The sequence below is a fragment of the Ktedonobacter sp. SOSP1-85 genome, assembly GCF_016587415.1.
Taxonomy (GTDB): Bacteria; Chloroflexota; Ktedonobacteria; order Ktedonobacterales; family Ktedonobacteraceae; genus Ktedonobacter.
Genome location: NZ_BNJI01000001.1, coordinates 1,188,498 through 1,207,181, shown reverse-complemented (window position 1 = coordinate 1,207,181; position 18,684 = coordinate 1,188,498). Strand labels below are relative to the sequence as shown.

The following is an 18,684-nucleotide window of genomic DNA, read 5'->3' as shown; positions in this document are numbered from 1 at the left end:
GGAGATTGGCGGACATACTCCGCCAATCTCCTCACACCTGTTTTTGGCTTTATATACTCGGGTTGGTGGGATCATTGTAGTCCGGCCCTGTATCCAGGCTTGTGAGCATGACCAGGGAGTTGGCCGGCACCTGGGTTATTAGTTCTCCATTTTTTTGCTGTCTGCTTGCAGCTACGGGTAGCGGAAGTTGTGAGGCGTCGCTCAAACGTGTTTTATCACTGTAGACGTATTGGTGAAAGATGTCTTGTTGGGTGTTCTCTGGCAGCTTGAGTGCGAAGGCCTGGGTTGTGGCCTGGCGATTGAGAAGCATGAGTGTCCAGTAGTGGCGTGCCGGATTGGCTGCACTCGACATCTCTGCCGCCAGCAGGCGCACAGCCATAGGTTGTTCTGGATGGTAAATCGTCGCACCTGGTCGGAGATAGCGGCTGAGCAATGACCAGGAGTAGAACCAGGGGCGTGGTAGTGGCTCTGTGCTGATATTCCACATGCCCCAGACTTTGTTGTGCATGGCATCGTCCAGATTCCAGGCGGCGCCTCCAGACATACCGGCTCGAGCCAATTGTATGGCGTAATCAGCCATCTCCAATCCATATTGATACGTCTTTACCTGGTGCTGGTTGTCGCCGGGGCCACTCTGATAACCCCATCCCATCTCGCCCAGGAGGAGCAGTTTTTGTTGCGCTGGATCAGCGCTCTTGAAGCGCTCCACGATTGGACGGAATATGCTTTCAACCTGCCCATGCTGAATGTCACAACAGGTTCTGACATAGTTATGCCATTCATACGCTCCAGTTTGCTTGTTCGAAGGGAGCGTACTATTGGTAATCCAGCCGTTGGTATTTGCGGTATCTGGACCAATGATCTCTACCTCGTTTGTGAGTTGATGGTGCTCCAGGGCGGTGTATAACTGCTGATTGAAGGCTTCCCAATCTTGAAATGAAGGAAGTTTGGTATCGGGTTCATTGACGCCGTTGGTATAGCGAATATTGTTGTACCCACGTTCATGGATCAGGTAGTGGAGTAAATCGCTCAGGGCAGTGGCATACTGGTTTGTATGGTAATCCCAGGGCTTCAGATCCCATGTTCCCATGGTGAGCGGAATATTGTGCGCCCGTGCATAATCGAGAATAGGGTACCAGGCTAGCATACTGGACGAATTGAAGGAATAGCGTCCTACAACCCCTTCTGGACAAAACCATTGAACATCGATCATGCTGCGTATCCATGCCGGGCGCATATAATCAAGACGGGTATAGAGCATGTCCCATTGTGTCTGTGAGAGTTGAAGTGGTTGAATATCGTTAGTTTCGGCATCCCATTCAATGCCAAAGCCCAGCCAGGGCGTGCGTGTCGCGTCAGTAGACCAGATGTTGATTGGTGTGACACTCCGCATCGGCTAAAGCCGAGCAGCTTCTGACACTGTGCCGTAGTCGGGTTCGTGAGACAGGTGGCGTAGCCGCTACTCAAAGTGAACCCGTAGTTGGGACGCAATATCTGGGAGAGGCGCGCCCATCCGGCGCCTTCTCCCCCGGGCGGTGCCATGCCCGTTGGCATGATCTCCACGCCTGGCCGCAGGGAGAGATGGTCCCATCTGGCGTTTGGCATCCTGGGAGATCCCAACACCTGAGTCTTTCGACTCCCTCTTCGCACGTTGCGAACGAGCATGAGGCTTTTCCTTCAAAGGTTCTTGCATACGTTCGATCAAACGTTGTCCGATTCTCAAACTGGCATTTCTGTCGGCATGATCGCGCATCTGGCATTGTGAGCACAGACAGAGCGCGGCGCCGGGCGTGTATCCCTCAACCGGCTCCCCCTCATTGTAGCGAATGACAGGCGCGTGACAGCGATGGCATTCCCGACTCGTATTGCGCGGATTGACGCGGCACGTGATGATACCGCCTGCATGCCAGGCTTTGTACTTTGCGTACTTGAAGATGCGCCCTTTCATCCAGTATGCGCGTTTCAGGTTGCTGCGGCGCGAATACCTCCCTTTTTGCGGGCGCAGGTTGCCTAGATGCTCGAAGACCAGGATGCTCGCCTTGTGCTCGCTCGCGAACAGGACAATGCGAGCGCTCACCAGGTGCGCGATCTGTTCGTCCACATGCCTGATCTTCGCCCAGAGATCGGCATTGTCCTGTTCGTTTTCCGCGATGAGACCAGTCTGTGATCGGTTGCGTGCAATGCGTCCAAGCAGGTGTTTCCTACAGCCCGATACCGCTGCGCCATTTCCGATGAAGGAAGTAGCCAGGATGGTGCCGTCACCTGTCTGGATGCTGCACACAGCGAGATGCTTGTCGAGATTGAGATCCACCGCGCAGAGACGTGTCTGGGCGGTGGTGAGTTGCTCTGCGCTCTTTGCGGGAGCCTCGAAGGTCTTTTCAATGGGAGTATGTAACCACCAGCGATCCCCCTTGCGAACAAGCTGTGGACTGCCCATCGCGTACCCATCGGAGAGATCGCGACCCAGGAGGTGGACTTTGAGCCAGGACCAGCACGAGCCGGTCCAGACTTTGAGCACGATACCATGCCTATGACGCTCACGCCAGAGGCTTGCGTAGAAGGGAACTGACTTGTTCCATGATCGGGGTGGGACTGGAGGTCGCTCCTTGAATGGCTTCTGCTTCCCTCCCGATCGCGTTTGTTTGGCTTCGTGTTTCTGCTTTCGTGCTCGCCATGTTTTGAGCGAGGAGGAAAATGCGCGGGCCGAACCAAGGGCCGCATTGATGGCGGCACGTCTGAACATCGCCGGAATATCTGGCGCGAGGTCGGTGAGTGGCATGATCGGATGGGGGTTCGCACCCGTTGCATGCGTGAGTTGCTCCAGGGCCGTGAGGGCCTGCTTATTTTTGAGGGCAAGAAGACCTTCGTGTGCCTGGATACAGTCGAAATAAAAAGCGACGACACGATTGAAGAGGACCTGGTTTGCCGCGAAGTAGGCAGCATACTGCGGCGGATAGTGCAACGCCTGCCTGATGGTTTTCGTGGCTTTTGCCATGTTTCAGTACCTCCTCTCACAAAATATGTGCTCTCTCTCGTAGAGGATACTCTGCTGATCTGAAATTGTCAAACATGTGTTCTATTCGTGCTAGGCCTGACAAGGGCTCAAGCCCAATAATACGCCTCACCACGGTCTAAAGAACCGTGGCTTGCGGCGGGCTAAAGCCCTCTCCTGTCAAAGGGAAGCTCTAAGGTGGTCACTTCGTCACCTCCGGCGGCGGCTTACTGAAACGGTCGTCTTTCGTGCCGTACAGCGTCACCCCAATGGGGCTGCCCTCCGTGCCTATGGTGACATCAAGCCATCCAGGTACTGCTAATTTACGGGGTCGATCAATGCGGGGTTGTCGTGGCAGTCGCATGTCGGGTCGGTACAGAACTGCCGTGCCTCGGTGTGTACTGGCTCGTTCAGTACAGGTATCACCGGAATAAAGTTATCTGCATAAGGTTGCATCAATACATCTCGCTTGACAACGGGGTGCTCATGTGGCATGAATTTACATGAGAAACCCCTGGAACTATGGACTAGCGGGACAATCTCAAAACCGGCTCTCCAGGCTGTCTCCGTGGTGAGGCTGCCTTTTATTGTGGTACACTAACCATAGTTTTGATTTTGCTTTGAATTGAGGTCGCTATGAGTAATACAGAGGTTAAGGAGTTACAACCTGCTCCTGATTTTACCCTTCCTGCCATCGGCAATGACGACGTCGTAAAAGACGGCCAGGTACAACTAAGCACCCTGAAAAATCACGTTACGGTGCTTTATTTCTATCCAAAAGATAATACGCCGGGCTGTACTGCCGAAGCGTGCTCGTTTCGGGACGCTAATCACGAAATGCAGAGACGCGGCGCTGTGGTGCTTGGTGTAAGTGCCGATGATCTTTCATCGCATCAGAAGTTTGCGGAAAAGTACAGTTTGTCCTTCCCACTGCTCGCTGATGCTGACACCAAGGTCTCACAGCTCTATGGCGTGTGGAAAGAAAAGAACATGTATGGCAAAAAATACATGGGTGTCAACCGTGAAACCTTCCTCATTGATAAAGAGGGAATTGTGCGCAAGATCTGGCACAAAGTCAAGGCAGACGGCCATGCCCAAGAGGTTTTGGATGCTATCGAATCCTTAGGACTTTAATCGGGCTATGAAATAACCAGGAAGACGATACTCCAGGCTGTACTGTGGAAGCTTGCTCGTTCCGCGATGCCAACCATCTGCTGCAACAGCGTGGAGTTGTGGTCCTGGGCATCAGCAAGGATAACGTGAAGTCACATCAGAAGTTTGCTGAGAAGTTCGGCCTGCCCTTCCCACTGCTCTCTGACACCGAGACCCAGGTAGCCCAAAGCTATGATGTCTATAAAGAGAAGAGCATGTACGGCAAGAAATACATGGGCGTCGAGCGCGCCACCTTCTTGATCGATAAAGAAGGCGTCATTCGCAAGATCTGGCCCAAGGTAAAGCCCGACAATCACGCCAACGAAGTGCTCGAGGCAGTGGAAGCCCTCCAGCTCTAAACATGCTGCCAGCCTTGGCTCCTTACACTTGTCTAGCCTTGGCTCCTTACACTTGTCTTTAGAGTGAGGTGTGTGCGTGGGAAACAGGGCATGCCCTGTTTCCCACGCACACACCTCACTCCTTGAGCGCCGCAGGCGCGAAAGATAGACATGAACTGCTTGTCTCATGGCATTGCCTTCTTGCAGAGGGCGTAGTATGATTAATAGCGAAGCTAGCAGATGTGCGGGAAAGGAAGCGGATTTTTGAGCGAAGCATTACCCCAGGCCTTGCCGAAAATCATACTCTATACAAAAGCAGGCTGCCATCTCTGTGATGAGGCCCGCGACATATTAGATGAGATCGCGTCCGAGGTCGAGTTCCTATTAGACGAGGTCGATATTCGTAGCGATATGGCGCTCTTTGAGGCGTATCGCTACCGTATCCCCGTTGTGGTACGTGATGAAACTATTCTCGCCGAGGGGCGTATAGAGTATGAGACACTGGCGAGCGCCTTTGGCGTGTAGCGTTATAGAAGAAGGGCAAGCGAAGGTTAAAGCATCATGGCAACATCTTCTCTGCATACAACTGGGCGCGGTAAACAGCAGCTACCATTGAGGCCGGGCCAGCTTTCCCGACCAGCTCGCAAGCAGCCGCGTATCATTCAATCCCTGTCGGACTTCTCTAATAAGATGGGAGATTTTCTCACTGAGCACTGGGCGACGATTGTTACCGTCGGTCTGGGAATACTTGTTTTTGCTGCCATCTCTGTTCCCTTCCTCTCCTACCTGGGACTGGATGTCCTCTCTAAGCCCATTTTCTACACGCTGCACCTTGTCTGCGCACAGATTCCCTCGCACTCCTTCTACATTTTTGGTCATCAGCTTGGCATGTGCGCACGCAACTTTTCAATCTATACCTCGATGTTCATTGGCAGCCTGATCTTTACCCTCTCCAAGAAGCGCATACCCGGCATTCCCTGGTGGTTCTGGGTGATCCTGATGCTCCCCATCGCCTGGGATGGGCTAACGCAGATGTTCGGTCTACGCGAAAGCACCTGGCAACTCCGTCTGCTGACAGGCACGCTCTTTGGCCTCGGCAATGTCTGGTTCGCTCTCCCCATGATGCAAAAGAGCCTCACCCTGCCCGTAGCCCCTCCCTATCCCACTAGAATACCGGGCCAGGAGAGCACGGTCCAAGCCTCTTCTCAGAATGCGTAAAAGGAGAGAGGGGTAATAACTCACGAAGAGCAATGCCCTGGTCTTTGCGAGCTGCGCTCGCAAAGACCAGGGCATTGCTCTTCGTGAGTTATACATACTACCCAAGCAAAGTATAATGCGCTATAATCATGCACAGACACCAATCATTTTCTAAAGACAAAACCTCCTGCATAACGTAAAGAGCGCGTGGAAGATAGTAGTAAAGATGTCTGAGCACACAACACAAGAAACCACATTCGCCGTTACGACGCTTGGCTGTAAGGTAAATCAGGCCGATAGCGAGGCCATTGGCGAGCAGATGAGCACTGCTGGCTTTATTCAGCGTGACTTTGACGAGGCCGCCGATATCTATATTGTCAACACCTGCACTGTGACGCATCTGGGCGACCGCAGCTCGCGCCAGCTTATCGCACAGGCCCAGCGCCGCCATCCAGATGCCTTTCTCGTGGTCACCGGCTGTTATGCCGAGTTGAATCCGCAGGGCGTGGCCGCGCTCCCCGGCGTCGATATGGTGATTGGCAACACCGGCAAAGACTCGCTGGTCGAGACCATTAAGCAGCGCTATGAGTCCATGACAAGCCAGGTTGCTTCTGTAGAGCCAGAAGAGCCAGAGGTGCCCACTCCTCCTATAGATGAGACGTCTGCGCGCCGCGCTCTGCCCGTCCTGCCGCTGGATACGCAGCATATCGGGAGCGATAATGCCCTGGACTTCCTACCGGCAGAGCCTGAGCCAGCGCCTGAAAATCCCTCCAGCCTCTCGCCCTTTACGGATAATACGCAGACCACGGAACAGGCCAACGCGCGCATCTTCTCGCGTACCCGTGTGCAGATGAAGGTCCAGGACGGCTGTAATAATCGCTGTACCTACTGCATCGTTCCCTACGTACGTGGCAACTCGCGCAGCCGGACCATCGCCTCTGTCGTGGAGCATGTGCAGCGCAAGGCGCGCGCGGGCTACCAGGAGATCGTGCTGACTGGTATTCACCTGGGCGACTACCATCCCGCCGGGGATGAGCAGAAGGATCTGGGTGACCTGATCGCGACCCTTCTGCGTGAGACCGATATGCCCCGCATCCGTGTCTCTTCACTGGAGCCTGAGGATTTCCGCCTGGAGTGGCTGGACCTCTGGCAGGACCCGCGTATGTGTCGCCACTTCCACCTGCCCATGCAGAGCGGCTCCGATACCATCCTGCGTCGCATGGCTCGCCGCTATAACAGCGCCCGCTATCGTGAGATCATTCTGACCGCCAAGCAGCGCATCCCGGGTGTGGCCATCAGTACCGATATCATTACGGGCTTCCCTGGCGAGACTGACGAGGACTTTGAGCTGACCTATCAGCTTGCGCAAGAGCTGGAGTTCGCCAAGACGCATGTCTTCCGCTTCTCCGCCCGCCAGGGAACCGCAGCCGCACGCATGCGTGGACAGATTAAGGATGTGGTCAAGAAGGAGCGTAGTGCTCGCCTGCTTACCCTGAATGAGGAACATAGCCGTCAGTTCCGCCAGCAGTTCCTGGGCCAGACCGTGGATGTGCTGATCGAGCAGTCCAAGCACGGTTACTGGGAGGGTCTCACAGATAACTACCTGCGTGTTGAACTGCATGATCTCCCCAATCCCGAGAGTGCCTGGCAGCATAAGCTGGTCACTGCGCGTCTCTCGCATCTGGTTGATGATGGCATCCATGGCGCATATGTGGCGCACTAAAGGCCTGCCCTATACTCAACAAGCTCGACGGCTGACATGGCTGCTACCCTTGTTCTGCCTGCTCTTATGGTTGCTGCCTGCCTGTAGCAATTTTACCCAGGATAACCAGGCAGGTAGCAGTAACGGGACGCAGGATGCTCCGCCCCTGACCCTCTCTACCTCGGGACGTTTTCGTGAATATACGATGCCCCGAGCTCATAGTGGTCTGATGCGGCCCGCTGTCGACTCACAGGGCCATGTCTGGTTCTCCGAGATGTCGCGTGGCTACCTGGCGGTCCTTGATTCCCGAACGCGCTCTCTTCAACAAATGACGCCGCCCGAGAGTGCGGGTGGTCTGATGGGGGTCACGGTTGCTCCCGACGATACGATCTGGTTCGCCGAGGAGTACGGCAACTTTATCGGACACTACGATCCCCGCTCGGGACAGTTTAAAAACTACCATCTGCCGACCTTGAGCATTCCCGATCCCCAGGATGCGCAGAAGAAGTTGACTCTCTCTTCGGCCCCCAACGAGATCGTCTTCGACGCCCATGGCAACGCCTGGTTTACCGAGTTGAATGCCGACTCCGTTGGCATGCTAAATCCGAAAACGGGCGAGGTCCAGCAGTATCCGCTCTCTGCTCAGCCCAGCGTGCAGAAGCTCAATCCCTACGGCCTGGCGCTGGACCGCCAGGGCATGATCTGGATAACATTATCGAGCTCCGCCCAGCTTGCGCGCCTCGATCCCGCCAGTGGCAAGGTGCAGCTCTACCCTCTGCCAGATCCTCAACTCTACTTGATGCAGGTCACCAGCGACCGCCAGGGCAATATCTGGGCTACCGGCTTCAACAAGCTCCAGTTGTTGAAGTTTGAGCCAGCCAGCACACGCTTTACCTCGTACCCGGTCTCCTCGAAGAAGAGTCAGGAGACGGATGGGACGGTCTATGATGTCGTGGCGCTGAGCAACGGCGATGTCTGGATGAGCGTGCCTTCTGAGAACGCCCTGGCCCGTCTCGACGCGAAGTCGCATGCGCTCACCTTCACGCCGCTTCCAACGAGCGGTGCCTATCCGCTCGGTCTCGCCCTCTCCAGCGACAACACGCAACTCTGGTTTACTGAGAGTGCCAGTGACAAAATAGGCTCCTATCAATTAGGATAGCGTACATAATTCATTATTTTGGTCGGATTAGAAAGACAAATGTGATGCTTTCACCTCTTGCTGGCTTGAGAAAAACCGTCCTGGGCTTCCCTCAAGCTTTCTGGTTCTTATGGGGCGGAACGTTACTCAATCGTGTGGGAATGCTTGTTCTCCCTTTTCTTGCTATCTATCTCACATCTGAACGCCATCTTGCGCCCCAGGTCGTCGGACTGATCGTGGCCCTTCCAGGGCTAGGAGGTATTCTGGCCTCGCTTCTGATGAGCCTTCTCGCCGACCGTTTGTCGCGTAAATTTATCTTTGTCGCCAGCCTCTCCGTGTCTGCATGCTTTTTGCTGACTATTCCTTTTCTCTCCTCTCTTCTCTGGTTAGCAGGAATGGTGCTATTCTGGAGCATCGCCAGTGAAGCTCAGCGGCCTCTTGCTGGTATGTTAGTGATGGACCTGGTCTCACAGAAGCAGCGGCGGCAGGCCATCTCTGTGTTACGTCTGGCAATAAATGTTGGGAGCATGGTGAGTGCGTCGATTGGTGGACTTATCGCCTCTCAGGCTTTCCTTCCCCTCTTTGGCGCAGATGCAGGGACAACGTTGCTCTTTGCACTCTTCATGCTTCTCCTCTTTCCTCGTCCCGTGTCTCCTCTGCCAAAAGTTCAGGCATCGCGTCCATCTCTGGCTCTGTTCGCGCCTTTTAGAGACCGGGCATTTCGTCGCATCTGGCTTGTAGGTTTCTTCACCACTATGGTTTTGAGCCAGCAAACAACAACCTTTGCTGTGTATCTTACGAAGCTGGGTGGAAGTCCAGCGTTCTATGGTGGGTTGATGGCGGCAGGAAGCTTTTTAGTGATTCTCCTGGAAGTTCCTTTGACTGCTTTCTTTCAGCGTGTTCAATCTGGCCGCGTTATGGCGCTGGGAAGTCTTATCTTAGCTCTCGCGGCGGGAACATGTAGCCTGGTTGCTGGGCCTTACTGGTTGGCACTCCCGCTTCTTGCTTTTGTCTTTGGAAACATGCTTTTCTCGCCTCCTTACGATACGATTGGAGCTGATCTCGCACCAGTTGAGCAGCGAGGAACTTATATGAGCTTCCTATGGATTGCGACAGGCCTGGGGTTTGCTCTCGGACCAGTTCTTGGTGGAGTATTACTCTCCTATTCACCGCTGCTTTGCTGGAGTATTGTAGGTGGTATTGGTCTTTTAGCTGTTGCTCTTGCTTGGAACATTGGATCCGTATCCCATGATGCATAAGATTTTGATAAACCCCTCAGGAATAGAAGGAGCGCGTCCTGGCATGCCAGGACGCGCTCCTTCTATTCCTGAGGACTGCTATTGAAGGTACTTCGCGAACCAGCTCTGGATGTGGCGCAGGCGCTCCTGGCGTGAGCGTGGATGCCCCCCACGCGAGAGACCGTGGCTCTGCCCTTCAAAGCGTACCAGTCGCACTTCGCGTCCCATATATTTGAGCGCGGCGAAGAGCTGTTCCCCCTGCTCGATGTTACAGCGCAGGTCCTGGTCGCTGTGGATGATGAGGAGCGGCGTACGAATATTCTGCACATACTTGATGGGCGACATATTCATATACTTCTCCAGGTCCTCCCAGGGCGTGGTATCCAGGTTGTCATAGCTCAGATCCCAGCCGATATCGCTTGTGCCAAACATGGTCGCCATGTTGCTGACGCAGCGGTCGGTGATCGCGACCTTAAAGCGGTTGTTGTGGCTGATCAGCCAGTTGGTCATAAAGCCGCCATAGCTGCCCCCAGTAACGCCCATGCGCTCAGTGTCGATATAGCCGCGCTGCACAACCTCGGCGACGCCGTTCATGATATCGATGGGATCCTTCTCGCCCCAGGCCCCGCGTACAGCATGCGCGAACTCAAAGCCATAGCCGCAGCTACCGCGAGGATTGGTATAGAGGACGACATACCCCTCGGCGACGAGAAGCTGCATCTCGTGGAAGAAGCCATAGCCATACTGCGTTTGCGGCCCGCCATGAATCTCCAGGACCAGGGGATACTTCTTTGAGGGATCAAAGTTGTGCGGCTTTAAGACCCAGCCATCCATAGGCCAGCCATCAGCCCCCTCATAGGTGAAGTGCTCTGGCGTTGCCAGCTGGAGCTCATTGAGCAGGGCATCGTTGAAGCCGGTAATCTTGCGCAGTTCGCCATTGGTCTCGGCTGAGCGTACGAAGATCTCCTGTGGGTGCGTGGCGTCGGCAACATTCATCGCGAAGGTTTGCTTGCTGTGATCGATGCTAAAGTCGCGTACATGCACATTACCAGGGGTGACCGTCGGTGGCTCTTTGCCCGCGCCATTGGTGGTGGAGATGGCATAGATACGCGAGGCGCCCCGGCGCGAGGAGAGGACATAGAGCGTCTTGCCATCAGCTGACCAGGCAGGCTGCGGCATCAGATGCTCGTCGCCAACGTCGCTATTGGTGAATTCGAGGGCCGTTCCCTCAAACTCGGGCGTCAGGTTCTTCGGCTCGCCTTTCTCTGCGCTGGCGGCGATGGTGTAGAGATAGGCATGCCCTGCCGAACCAACTTTCTTTGACGCGATAAAGGCGATCTGCTGCCCATCGGCTGACCAGGAGGGTGAGGAACATCCCATGCTGCCATCGGTCAGGACGCGTGGCTCACCCACAACCTTGTTATCCTGAAGCGCGAGCACATAGACATCTGCTCCAGGAAGGCGCCAGCGCTCCTCGTTGCGGTCAGAGGTGAAGGCGATCTGCTTTCCATCAGGTGACCAGGCAGCATCGCCATCGTTCCAATCGCCATCCGTCAACTGCTGTGGCTCTCCGCCCTCGCGTGGGATCAGGAAGAGATGCGCGCGGCGCTCATAAATAAAGCCAACGCCATCCAGGCGATACCAGAGCTGGTCTATCACATGCACTTTGGGCAGAGCCTTGCCGTCTTCCGTCTCCTCCTCATCAGCAGGCCCGACCTGTGCGCTGAAGAGCAAGTGCTGGCCATCGGGTGACCAGGCGGGGGATGAGGCGCCATGCTCCATGAAGGTAAGCTGGCGTGCCTCGCCGCCATCGGTGGGCATGATCCAGATCTGGGGCTTATCCTTACCAAGCTTCTTCTGCTCTTTCTTCTCCGTCGTGGGAGGCTGATCGCTGCTCTCACGCTTGGCGACAAAGGCCAGCCAGCGCCCATCGGGCGACCAGGTTGGTGCACTGGTCAACTCGGTCTCCTGGGTAAAGCGGCGCGCCTCTCCACCCTCGGTGGGACTGATCCAGATGCTGGAACGATAGGCATGCTTCTTGTCGTCGATGCGCGTCACGACATAGGCGACCTGTTTGCCATCTGGGGAGATGCGCGGCCTATCGATAAACTGCATACGATAGAGGTCTTCAATGGTGATGTTCCGTGCCATAGCTTCTGCCTTTCCGGTAGCAATACATTAACCATTTTCAAGGGTAATGGTGCGCAGTAGTACTCCCACGCGTTGTGACTGGACTGTTAGTTCTAGTGTAGCATGTGCCGGTCCCTTGATAGTTCATTTCAGTGCACAGCCTAAAAAGCCTCTGTAGATATATTGATGTATGAGAATGTTTTTTTGATAGTGGATAGGGGTGATGCGTCCAGGGGACGCACCTGCTGTACGTTTTGAGGTGTGTACAGCAGGTGCGTGAAACTACCTCAAGCCTTGGGGCGGCGGCGGCCTCGGCGCTCACGCTCCATAGCGAAATCGAGCGTTTCGTGTAGGCGTTCAAAATCGTCTACATCGAGCTGAAGCTCTACCGCGGGCAGATCGTCAGGGCGTGCGCGCCCCTCTTCAAAGAGCTGAAGCACCATTACCAGTTCAACCTCGATGTCGATGACACCGCTGCTGGTATCGATTTCAAGCTCTTCCTCATCGTCATCATCGTCATCATCACTGTCTTCGCTGGTGTGAGGGCGAGGAATGAACTCAATGTTGGTGCGTGCACACTTGAAGCGTCCCGTTAACTTGAGCGCGTCAGTAGAAATCTCTTCGGCCAGTTCGCGTACAACTTCCATCATCTGGCTAAAGGCGTCTTGCAGTTGTTCTAACGCGTCATCATCATCCCCGAGAGCATCTATCTCTTGCGAGAGATCTCCGCTGGTCTGGTTGCCGGGGATGCCTGCTTCTGGTAAGCGCTGGCGTGCAAGCTCATTGAGTTGTTTGAGTGCCTGGGCGAAGGCGGGGGAGAATGTAGAACCATCTTTTTCGCTGGTCTTTGTTTCTCCTTCGTGAGCCACACCCACCTCCTGGCCCTCGCCTTCCTCATGCTCCGTCTCCTCCTCACTTTCCAGGCCTACGGCTGCCTCGACCATGAGAATTTGTTGGTGCAGTTGTTCGGCCACCTCGCGAGGAAAGTAGGCTAAGATTCTTGCCTGTCTTGACGCTGCGAGTAACTCAAATTGGGGCCAGTCCCGGTAACGTTCGCGGCCCCGCAAGTATCTCACTTCCACTAATCCCAAGGTGTCCAACCGCAACGATAGATCCATGTCTTCCTCCTCGATAGCAGAATGAACCCGGCTGCATCTTCCATATGTTCCGCCGTTCCTGGCTCTTTGCACGTATTGCTTCTGCTCGTGTATTTTTTAGGCAAGAGAGTACATACCCCTGTTCTCTGGGGTATATGTATTGGTAAGAAATAGGTTTGTAAATAGCCGTCCTCGCCAACTCACCCTGGCGCTATTTCCCTTACTTGGCACCAACAAACTCTCCAGGTTGTGATTCTTCTATCCTGTCCCATCATATCACAACAGGCGCGAAATAATACAACTAGCAGTACATATTTTGCCTTTTTTTAGTACTGAATCGGATTATTCACAAATTCTAAAGCTATTTTCGCTTTTGAAAAATTTATAACTTACCCAGGCGATAATTATTGGCGCAGACATGGTATGTGGTGGGGAGAAATGCGCCGCATTTCTCCCCACCACATACCATGTCTATCTTTTGTTTACTGCCACTGCGTCCAGGCGGAGCGCAAGCGGTGGCGGGTCAGGCTTAAGGCCGTTGCCAGGATTAACAAGCTGAGTCCCATAATGGCCAGGGCGAGCGAGGATGGCAGGCCGAGTGAGGGCAGGAAGAGCGCGTGCATAGCCGCGATTACTACCAGGCCCGCTCCACTGAGCACAAACACGCGGATATGGGTTCCGATACCCACCAGCAGTAGCACCAGAGCCTCTCCTCCCAGGAGCAGCGTGGGCGCCAGCTCCGACCCTTGGAAGCTGAGCCAGAGCGTGGGGAGGAGCAGGAGGGCCGTGCCAGCCAGCGCACACAACTGCGCGCCCGCTCGCTGTTGTGGCAGACCTTCATCCCGTTGCAAGAATGCTGCGATCAGAATAAGAGCTGTCGCTGGTGGTAGGGTGAGCACATCAAACTGCGTTTGCTGAAGCGCCAGCAATTCCCACGATAGAGCCAGGCTACCAAGTAGACAAGAGCTGTAGTAAGCCCAGCGTTGCCAGTTTGTCCTCCTTTGCGTATAGCCACAGGTCGCGATGAGTATAGACAGGACCAGGAGCGTGAAGGCGCCGGTGTGGGCCAGAACTGGTATGCTGCTGCTTAACCCTCCCTGCATAATCACGCTGCCAACCACCAGGACTTGCCCCATGAGACTGACGATTGTGGCAAGCCCAGATGTGGGGAGCCAATGCGTGCGTGGGCGTAGCCTGTGCCAGAGCCATTGTGAGGCAAAGATGAGCATATTGAGAGCGCTATACGCTAGCGCAGCCTGCCAATTTGTGAAGGGTAGAGTGGAGATGGTCCATAGGGACAGGGCGCTGGAGAGAAGCACAAGTTCTGGCATGCGTTCCACCAGCATCACAACGAGGCTCAAGGCGAGCAGTGTCACCAGCATGCCTGAGGGAAGACCCACATAGTGATGTTGCGTAATCTGCATCTGCCAGCCAAACATAAGCAGCACCCCAAGTAGGCTGGCGAGGTACCAGGAGGCATTCCAGGGCAAGACCAGAAACTGGGTCTCCCTCTCTTGCTTCTTGCCTCCTCTGGCAAAGAACGCTACCAGGCGTCCCACGAGCAATCCCACACATCCCAGGCCCAGGGTAAGAACGAATAGGTATGTGCTTTGCTGCTGCACCTGCTGTGCCGAGCATGCCTGGGCGACGGGATCGCATGTGAGTACCCTGGTTGCCAGGAGCAGGCCCCAGGCCGCAAAAGCAAACACCAGTGCCTGCCAGCGTGTCGGCGCCTTGCGCTCATTAAGCAGGACACCATAGGTGACGAGCGCGTACACGATGAGGATATCTGGCACGGCGGCATAGAAAGGAAAGTTGACGTTTGAGAGCGAGCCATAGATTCCTGTCAACAGGGCTGAAGCCAGGGCAGTGGCATAGAGTGGCAAGCTATAGTTGTGCCACCAGTCACGCTTCTCGTCTCTTTCCCCACCGCGAAAGAAGGCTATATACTTGCTGACGCTTCCTAGCAGGGCAAAGGTTAGCGCGATCAGCACAGGACGATAGAGATCACCCAGCGCGCCCGCGTAATATACCGACCAGGTCGTGTACACAGGTGCCAGCCATGTAAAGAATGGATCTTCGCTTACCAGTCCACCGACGTAGAAGAGTTGCGCGCAGAGCAAGAGAACCCAGCTCGCGCTTGCCATTTCACCATAGATGGCGCCCTGCACGCCCAGCGCGATAGTAGCAACATTCGCGCAAACTGTGAGCGCCAGCGCCTGGCGTGGCCCACGCCACAAGCGGATACCGAGCGCGAGGAGAATACTGGTGGGCGCAAGCGAGGTGAGAATGGCAAAGGTATTGATGGGGAGACAGAAGGCCCAGATTGTGCATATGCCAGCGAGCCAGGTAACCTCATGCTCCTTGCTGAGCAGACCCGCGATATAGTAGAGTGCGGCACAGAGCAGGAGCAGCCAGAAGGTTGCGAGCAGAGTAGTAGAATTCCCACTCATTGTTCCCATCAGCCCTATATCGAACGTTGCCAGGACAGCTATCACGAACATTGGCAGGGCCTGCGCTCTTCCCATGAGAAGATGTATTCCCAGTGCCAGTAGTATGCCGAGTGGCGCGATCCAGACGATCATGTTAAAGGTATTGGCGGGAAGGAAGAGGCTCCACGCCGCGAAAAGCACCGCGAGCCAGGTAACCTCATGCTCCTTGCTGAGCAGACCTGCGCTATAGAAGAAGGTCGCGCAGAGCAGGAGTAGCCAGAAGGTCGCGTGTAATGTCGCCTGGTTGCCGCTGCAGGTTCCCAGTACTCCTAGCGTGATGGTCGCTATCAGCGCGGTTATGCCCAGGGCAATACTATAGGTGCGCCCAAGCCAGAGGTGCGCGCCCAGCATAAGCAGAATGCTGATCGGCGCTATCCATGTCAGCAAGGAGAAGTTTGCAAACGAGCACGCGATAAGCAGGACTAAGGTAGCTGGTGTGAGGCCAGTCACGGCTGGCTCCTGGCTGATAAGGCCTGCTACATAGTAGAGTGAGGCACACAGGAGCAGAACCCAGGTGGCGAGCGTCACTTCATGATGAACACTTCCACTAATGCCAACCATCAGTGTCGCCAGAAGGGCGCTTATTGCCAGTGGCGTACTCCAAACTCTCCCAAAGCGCATGCGAGCACCGAGCGCGACGAGAATGCTCGTTGGAGCAAGCCACGCCAGGAACAAGAAACTATTACTGGGCAGGCAGATGGCTAAGCCCGCAAAGAGCGCGGAAACAATCAGCCATAAGGGCCTGCGTGCCAGGATCGCACCGATATACCAGGCCGCGGCCAGGAGTGCCAGTTCCAGGAGAATAGGTACCGCGATAGGCTGCAGGTTCTCGGCGAGCACGCCCGTTGTTGCCCCAGAGAGCGTCTGTAAACCTTCCATGCTCGCATAGAGGAGGCCATACAGCAACCCCTGGAAGAGGGCAGGCCATTCCCAGGTGATGCGCTGGTATCTTGTCTCGACTCTACGAGGCCAGCGTTGCGCAAACTGGCGCGAGATCCCCGCTGCGAGCACAGGTAGGACCAGGCAGAGGCTAAAGAAGAACGGAATGTAGTCAAAGAGCGGTCCTATTGCCAGGATGCCCAATACCATTGACAGTGCCAGAAGGCCAGGACGCCGCTGCGCGATAGCAAGCCCATAGCTGATCACTTCGAATCCCAGTAGCAGGCTGAGCTGAATGGCTGTCGTTTGCGAGAGGGCGAAAAACAACGTCAGGCCCATGCCAGTGAGGGCGACAAGCTCAATGGGGTTGCTCCATGCCTGGCTATATTTCGCGCGTGCCTGAAAGCCCAGGGCGGTAAGCAGCAGCGTGACGCTCAGGAATAGCCAGGTGGGATGAAGCGAGCTGAGCAGCAGAGTCTCTCCGCAGAGCCAGTAGAGTAAGAACCCGCAGAGAAGGAGAAGCCAGCACCAGCGTGCCTGAGCAGGAGCCAGTTGACGCTGCAACTTGGTATGCAATTGGACGCTACTGAGCGTGAGGAGTAAACCAAGGATGCAAACCACCAGGGTCGCGAAGCTATCTATCATAGCCGTGGGAGTGTGAAGAGGCAACCAGTCGTTATGAGTAAAGGTCTTAAGGAACACACGTAGGGGCATGCTTGCTTCACCGACCAGGGGAGAAAGCGCTATCAGTGTCAAGCCTATGCCTTCCAGTTGTTTCTCCAGACCCTGCGTTCTGAACTGGCGCATGAGCGAAGGCGCGAAGCGCAGCAGTATGTGATAGTAGGCGGCCACGCTAATAAGTACGACAGCGTAGCCAGCCGGGCGTAGTGAGCAGGCAAAGGCGATGGTGAGCGCCAGGACGATAAACAGGTAGCACGTTCCCGTGACCCAATATGTTTTGCGTGTTCGCCAGGCCATACCCGCGCACCAACCTAAAAGCAACGCGATCTGTCCACAGAGCGCAATCTTCTCCTTCAGGTTGGAGACGCCGGGCAGAATGGTGTATTCAGATGAGAGCGCTATCGCTATAGTCAAAAGGGCTCCCAGCGCGCAGATGCCTACCCAGAGGTACATGCAGACGCGTAGTGGGTCGTGCAAGACCGCCAGCCTTCCATCAAAGATGCTTGCGCTATTCTTATCGGGGGGAAGACAGAGCATCGCTCCAAGTGCTAACAGCATTGGCCCACAAAAGAGCCAGGGCAAGGCCAGGTGAAAGGCGTTGAGGGTCGCGACATCAGCTATGCTCAGCGCCGCCAGCGAGAGGTAGCTAAAGATGCTAAAGCGCTGATAGACCGCGAGCGATCCGTACGCTATTGCCGCATATGCCGTAACTATGGCTACCAGTGCCGCGGGTGAAAATGTCACCAGGCTTCCAGACGCCAGGCGGTACGCAGAGAAGCTGACCAGGGGAATAAGCAAGGCAAAGATGGCGGTGTAGATAATCGAGACGACCCGAAAACTATCGAACCTGCGTGTTACAATCCCGGTGGCGCCAAAGACCATATGCACCAGGAGCATTACAATAAATGATTTCAACAGATCCGGAGTTGTAGCGATAAAGTTGAGCGACCCCGTGAGTAGAAGAAACGCACCCAGCGAAGCCACAATATTGATAGTCTGGTCCTCAAAGAAGGTCCGCAACGAGAACATCTGGCGTGGAGATCGTGCCACGACCTGAGGCTCTGGGTTGGCCTCCTCCGGCTGACTTGTTTTTGCTGTCACAGACACGACTGGACCTATTGGGCTTTGTGCTGGCCCAGGCTGGACGACTCGTGTTGGCTCTACTGATGGCATACCATTGTGTATATGATCTACAGGTGCGCTGATAGGACGTGTAGGCACCTGCTTTTCACTCACGACAGATGCGCTCATAGCTGGCGCGGGCGGAGTCAACGGCATTGGTGCTGGTATCTCCAGGCGTATCTGCTGAAGCGTATTAAGTCGAGCCTGGTGTTGCACGATCAGTTGCCCTACGGTGATGTTCCTATGCTGGTAGGTGGCAACCCGCACCAGGTCCTGAATCGATCTTCTAAGAAAGCTCTTCTCTTTCTCTAGCTCGACTGGATACTGGCAACGAGGGCATTCCTCTCCCGGAGGGCTGCCATAGATGGGTAGCTTGCAGCCAGCACACCACTGTGCAATAGTAGGCATATCTCCCTCTCTTTTGCTATGTCTCCCTCTTTACAAGAAAAACCATAGCCTTGATATCGAAAAAACAAGATCAATGAGTACATGATTACATTAAGAAGCATTGTACGTTCAGTAAACG

The 18,684-nt window shown here is 55.0% G+C and carries 11 protein-coding genes and 1 pseudogene; 7 read left to right on the top strand and 5 right to left on the bottom strand.

The window, feature by feature from the left end:
* Positions 1-49 precede the first annotated feature (49 nt).
* Complete coding sequence (locus KTE_RS05330) at positions 50-1,393, bottom strand: hypothetical protein (protein ID WP_201379290.1); 1,344 nt, start codon at positions 1,391-1,393, stop codon at positions 50-52.
* A 66-nt stretch (positions 1,394-1,459) separates the two neighbouring features.
* Positions 1,460-2,995 (bottom strand): zinc ribbon domain-containing protein, encoded by a 1,536-nt coding sequence (locus tag KTE_RS05325; protein WP_201379288.1) that lies wholly within the window; start codon positions 2,993-2,995, stop codon positions 1,460-1,462.
* A gap of 633 nt (positions 2,996-3,628) precedes the next feature.
* On the opposite strand from KTE_RS05325, the gene bcp reads away from it, so the two are divergent.
* From bcp to KTE_RS05290, 7 genes and pseudogenes are all read left to right on the top strand, one after another.
* Positions 3,629-4,126, top strand: a complete 498-nt coding sequence (gene bcp, locus KTE_RS05320) for a thioredoxin-dependent thiol peroxidase (protein ID WP_201379286.1) — start codon at positions 3,629-3,631, stop codon at positions 4,124-4,126.
* A gap of 32 nt (positions 4,127-4,158) precedes the next feature.
* Positions 4,159-4,503, top strand: a pseudogene (locus KTE_RS05315) (peroxiredoxin); the annotation flags it as partial.
* 243 nt (positions 4,504-4,746) lie between these two features.
* Positions 4,747-5,007, top strand: coding sequence for a glutaredoxin family protein (locus KTE_RS05310; RefSeq protein WP_201379284.1), 261 nt, complete (start codon positions 4,747-4,749; stop codon positions 5,005-5,007).
* Positions 5,008-5,043: 36 nt separating this feature from the next.
* Positions 5,044-5,700 (top strand): DUF2085 domain-containing protein, encoded by a 657-nt coding sequence (locus tag KTE_RS05305; protein WP_201379282.1) that lies wholly within the window; start codon positions 5,044-5,046, stop codon positions 5,698-5,700.
* 205 nt (positions 5,701-5,905) lie between these two features.
* Positions 5,906-7,402, top strand: a complete 1,497-nt coding sequence (gene mtaB, locus KTE_RS05300; RefSeq protein WP_201379280.1) for a tRNA (N(6)-L-threonylcarbamoyladenosine(37)-C(2))-methylthiotransferase MtaB — start codon at positions 5,906-5,908, stop codon at positions 7,400-7,402.
* The gene (locus KTE_RS05295; RefSeq protein ID WP_201379278.1) at positions 7,389-8,540 is read left to right on the top strand and encodes an SMP-30/gluconolactonase/LRE family protein; all 1,152 of its coding nucleotides are present in this window, start codon (positions 7,389-7,391) and stop codon (positions 8,538-8,540) included. The genes mtaB and KTE_RS05295 overlap by 14 nt, the downstream gene beginning before the upstream one ends.
* Positions 8,541-8,584: 44 nt before the next feature.
* Positions 8,585-9,778, top strand: a complete 1,194-nt coding sequence (locus KTE_RS05290) for an MFS transporter (protein ID WP_201379276.1) — start codon at positions 8,585-8,587, stop codon at positions 9,776-9,778.
* A gap of 78 nt (positions 9,779-9,856) precedes the next feature.
* Here KTE_RS05290 and KTE_RS05285 read toward each other — a convergent pair whose 3' ends face one another.
* From KTE_RS05285 to KTE_RS05275, 3 genes are all read right to left on the bottom strand, one after another.
* Positions 9,857-11,908, bottom strand: a complete 2,052-nt coding sequence (locus KTE_RS05285; RefSeq protein WP_201379274.1) for a S9 family peptidase — start codon at positions 11,906-11,908, stop codon at positions 9,857-9,859.
* Between the two features lie 266 nt (positions 11,909-12,174).
* The gene (locus KTE_RS05280; RefSeq protein WP_201379271.1) at positions 12,175-13,005 is read right to left on the bottom strand and encodes a hypothetical protein; all 831 of its coding nucleotides are present in this window, start codon (positions 13,003-13,005) and stop codon (positions 12,175-12,177) included.
* 461 nt (positions 13,006-13,466) lie between these two features.
* The gene (locus KTE_RS05275) at positions 13,467-18,566 is read right to left on the bottom strand and encodes a hypothetical protein (RefSeq protein WP_201379269.1); all 5,100 of its coding nucleotides are present in this window, start codon (positions 18,564-18,566) and stop codon (positions 13,467-13,469) included.
* Between the last annotated feature and the right edge of the window lie 118 nt (positions 18,567-18,684).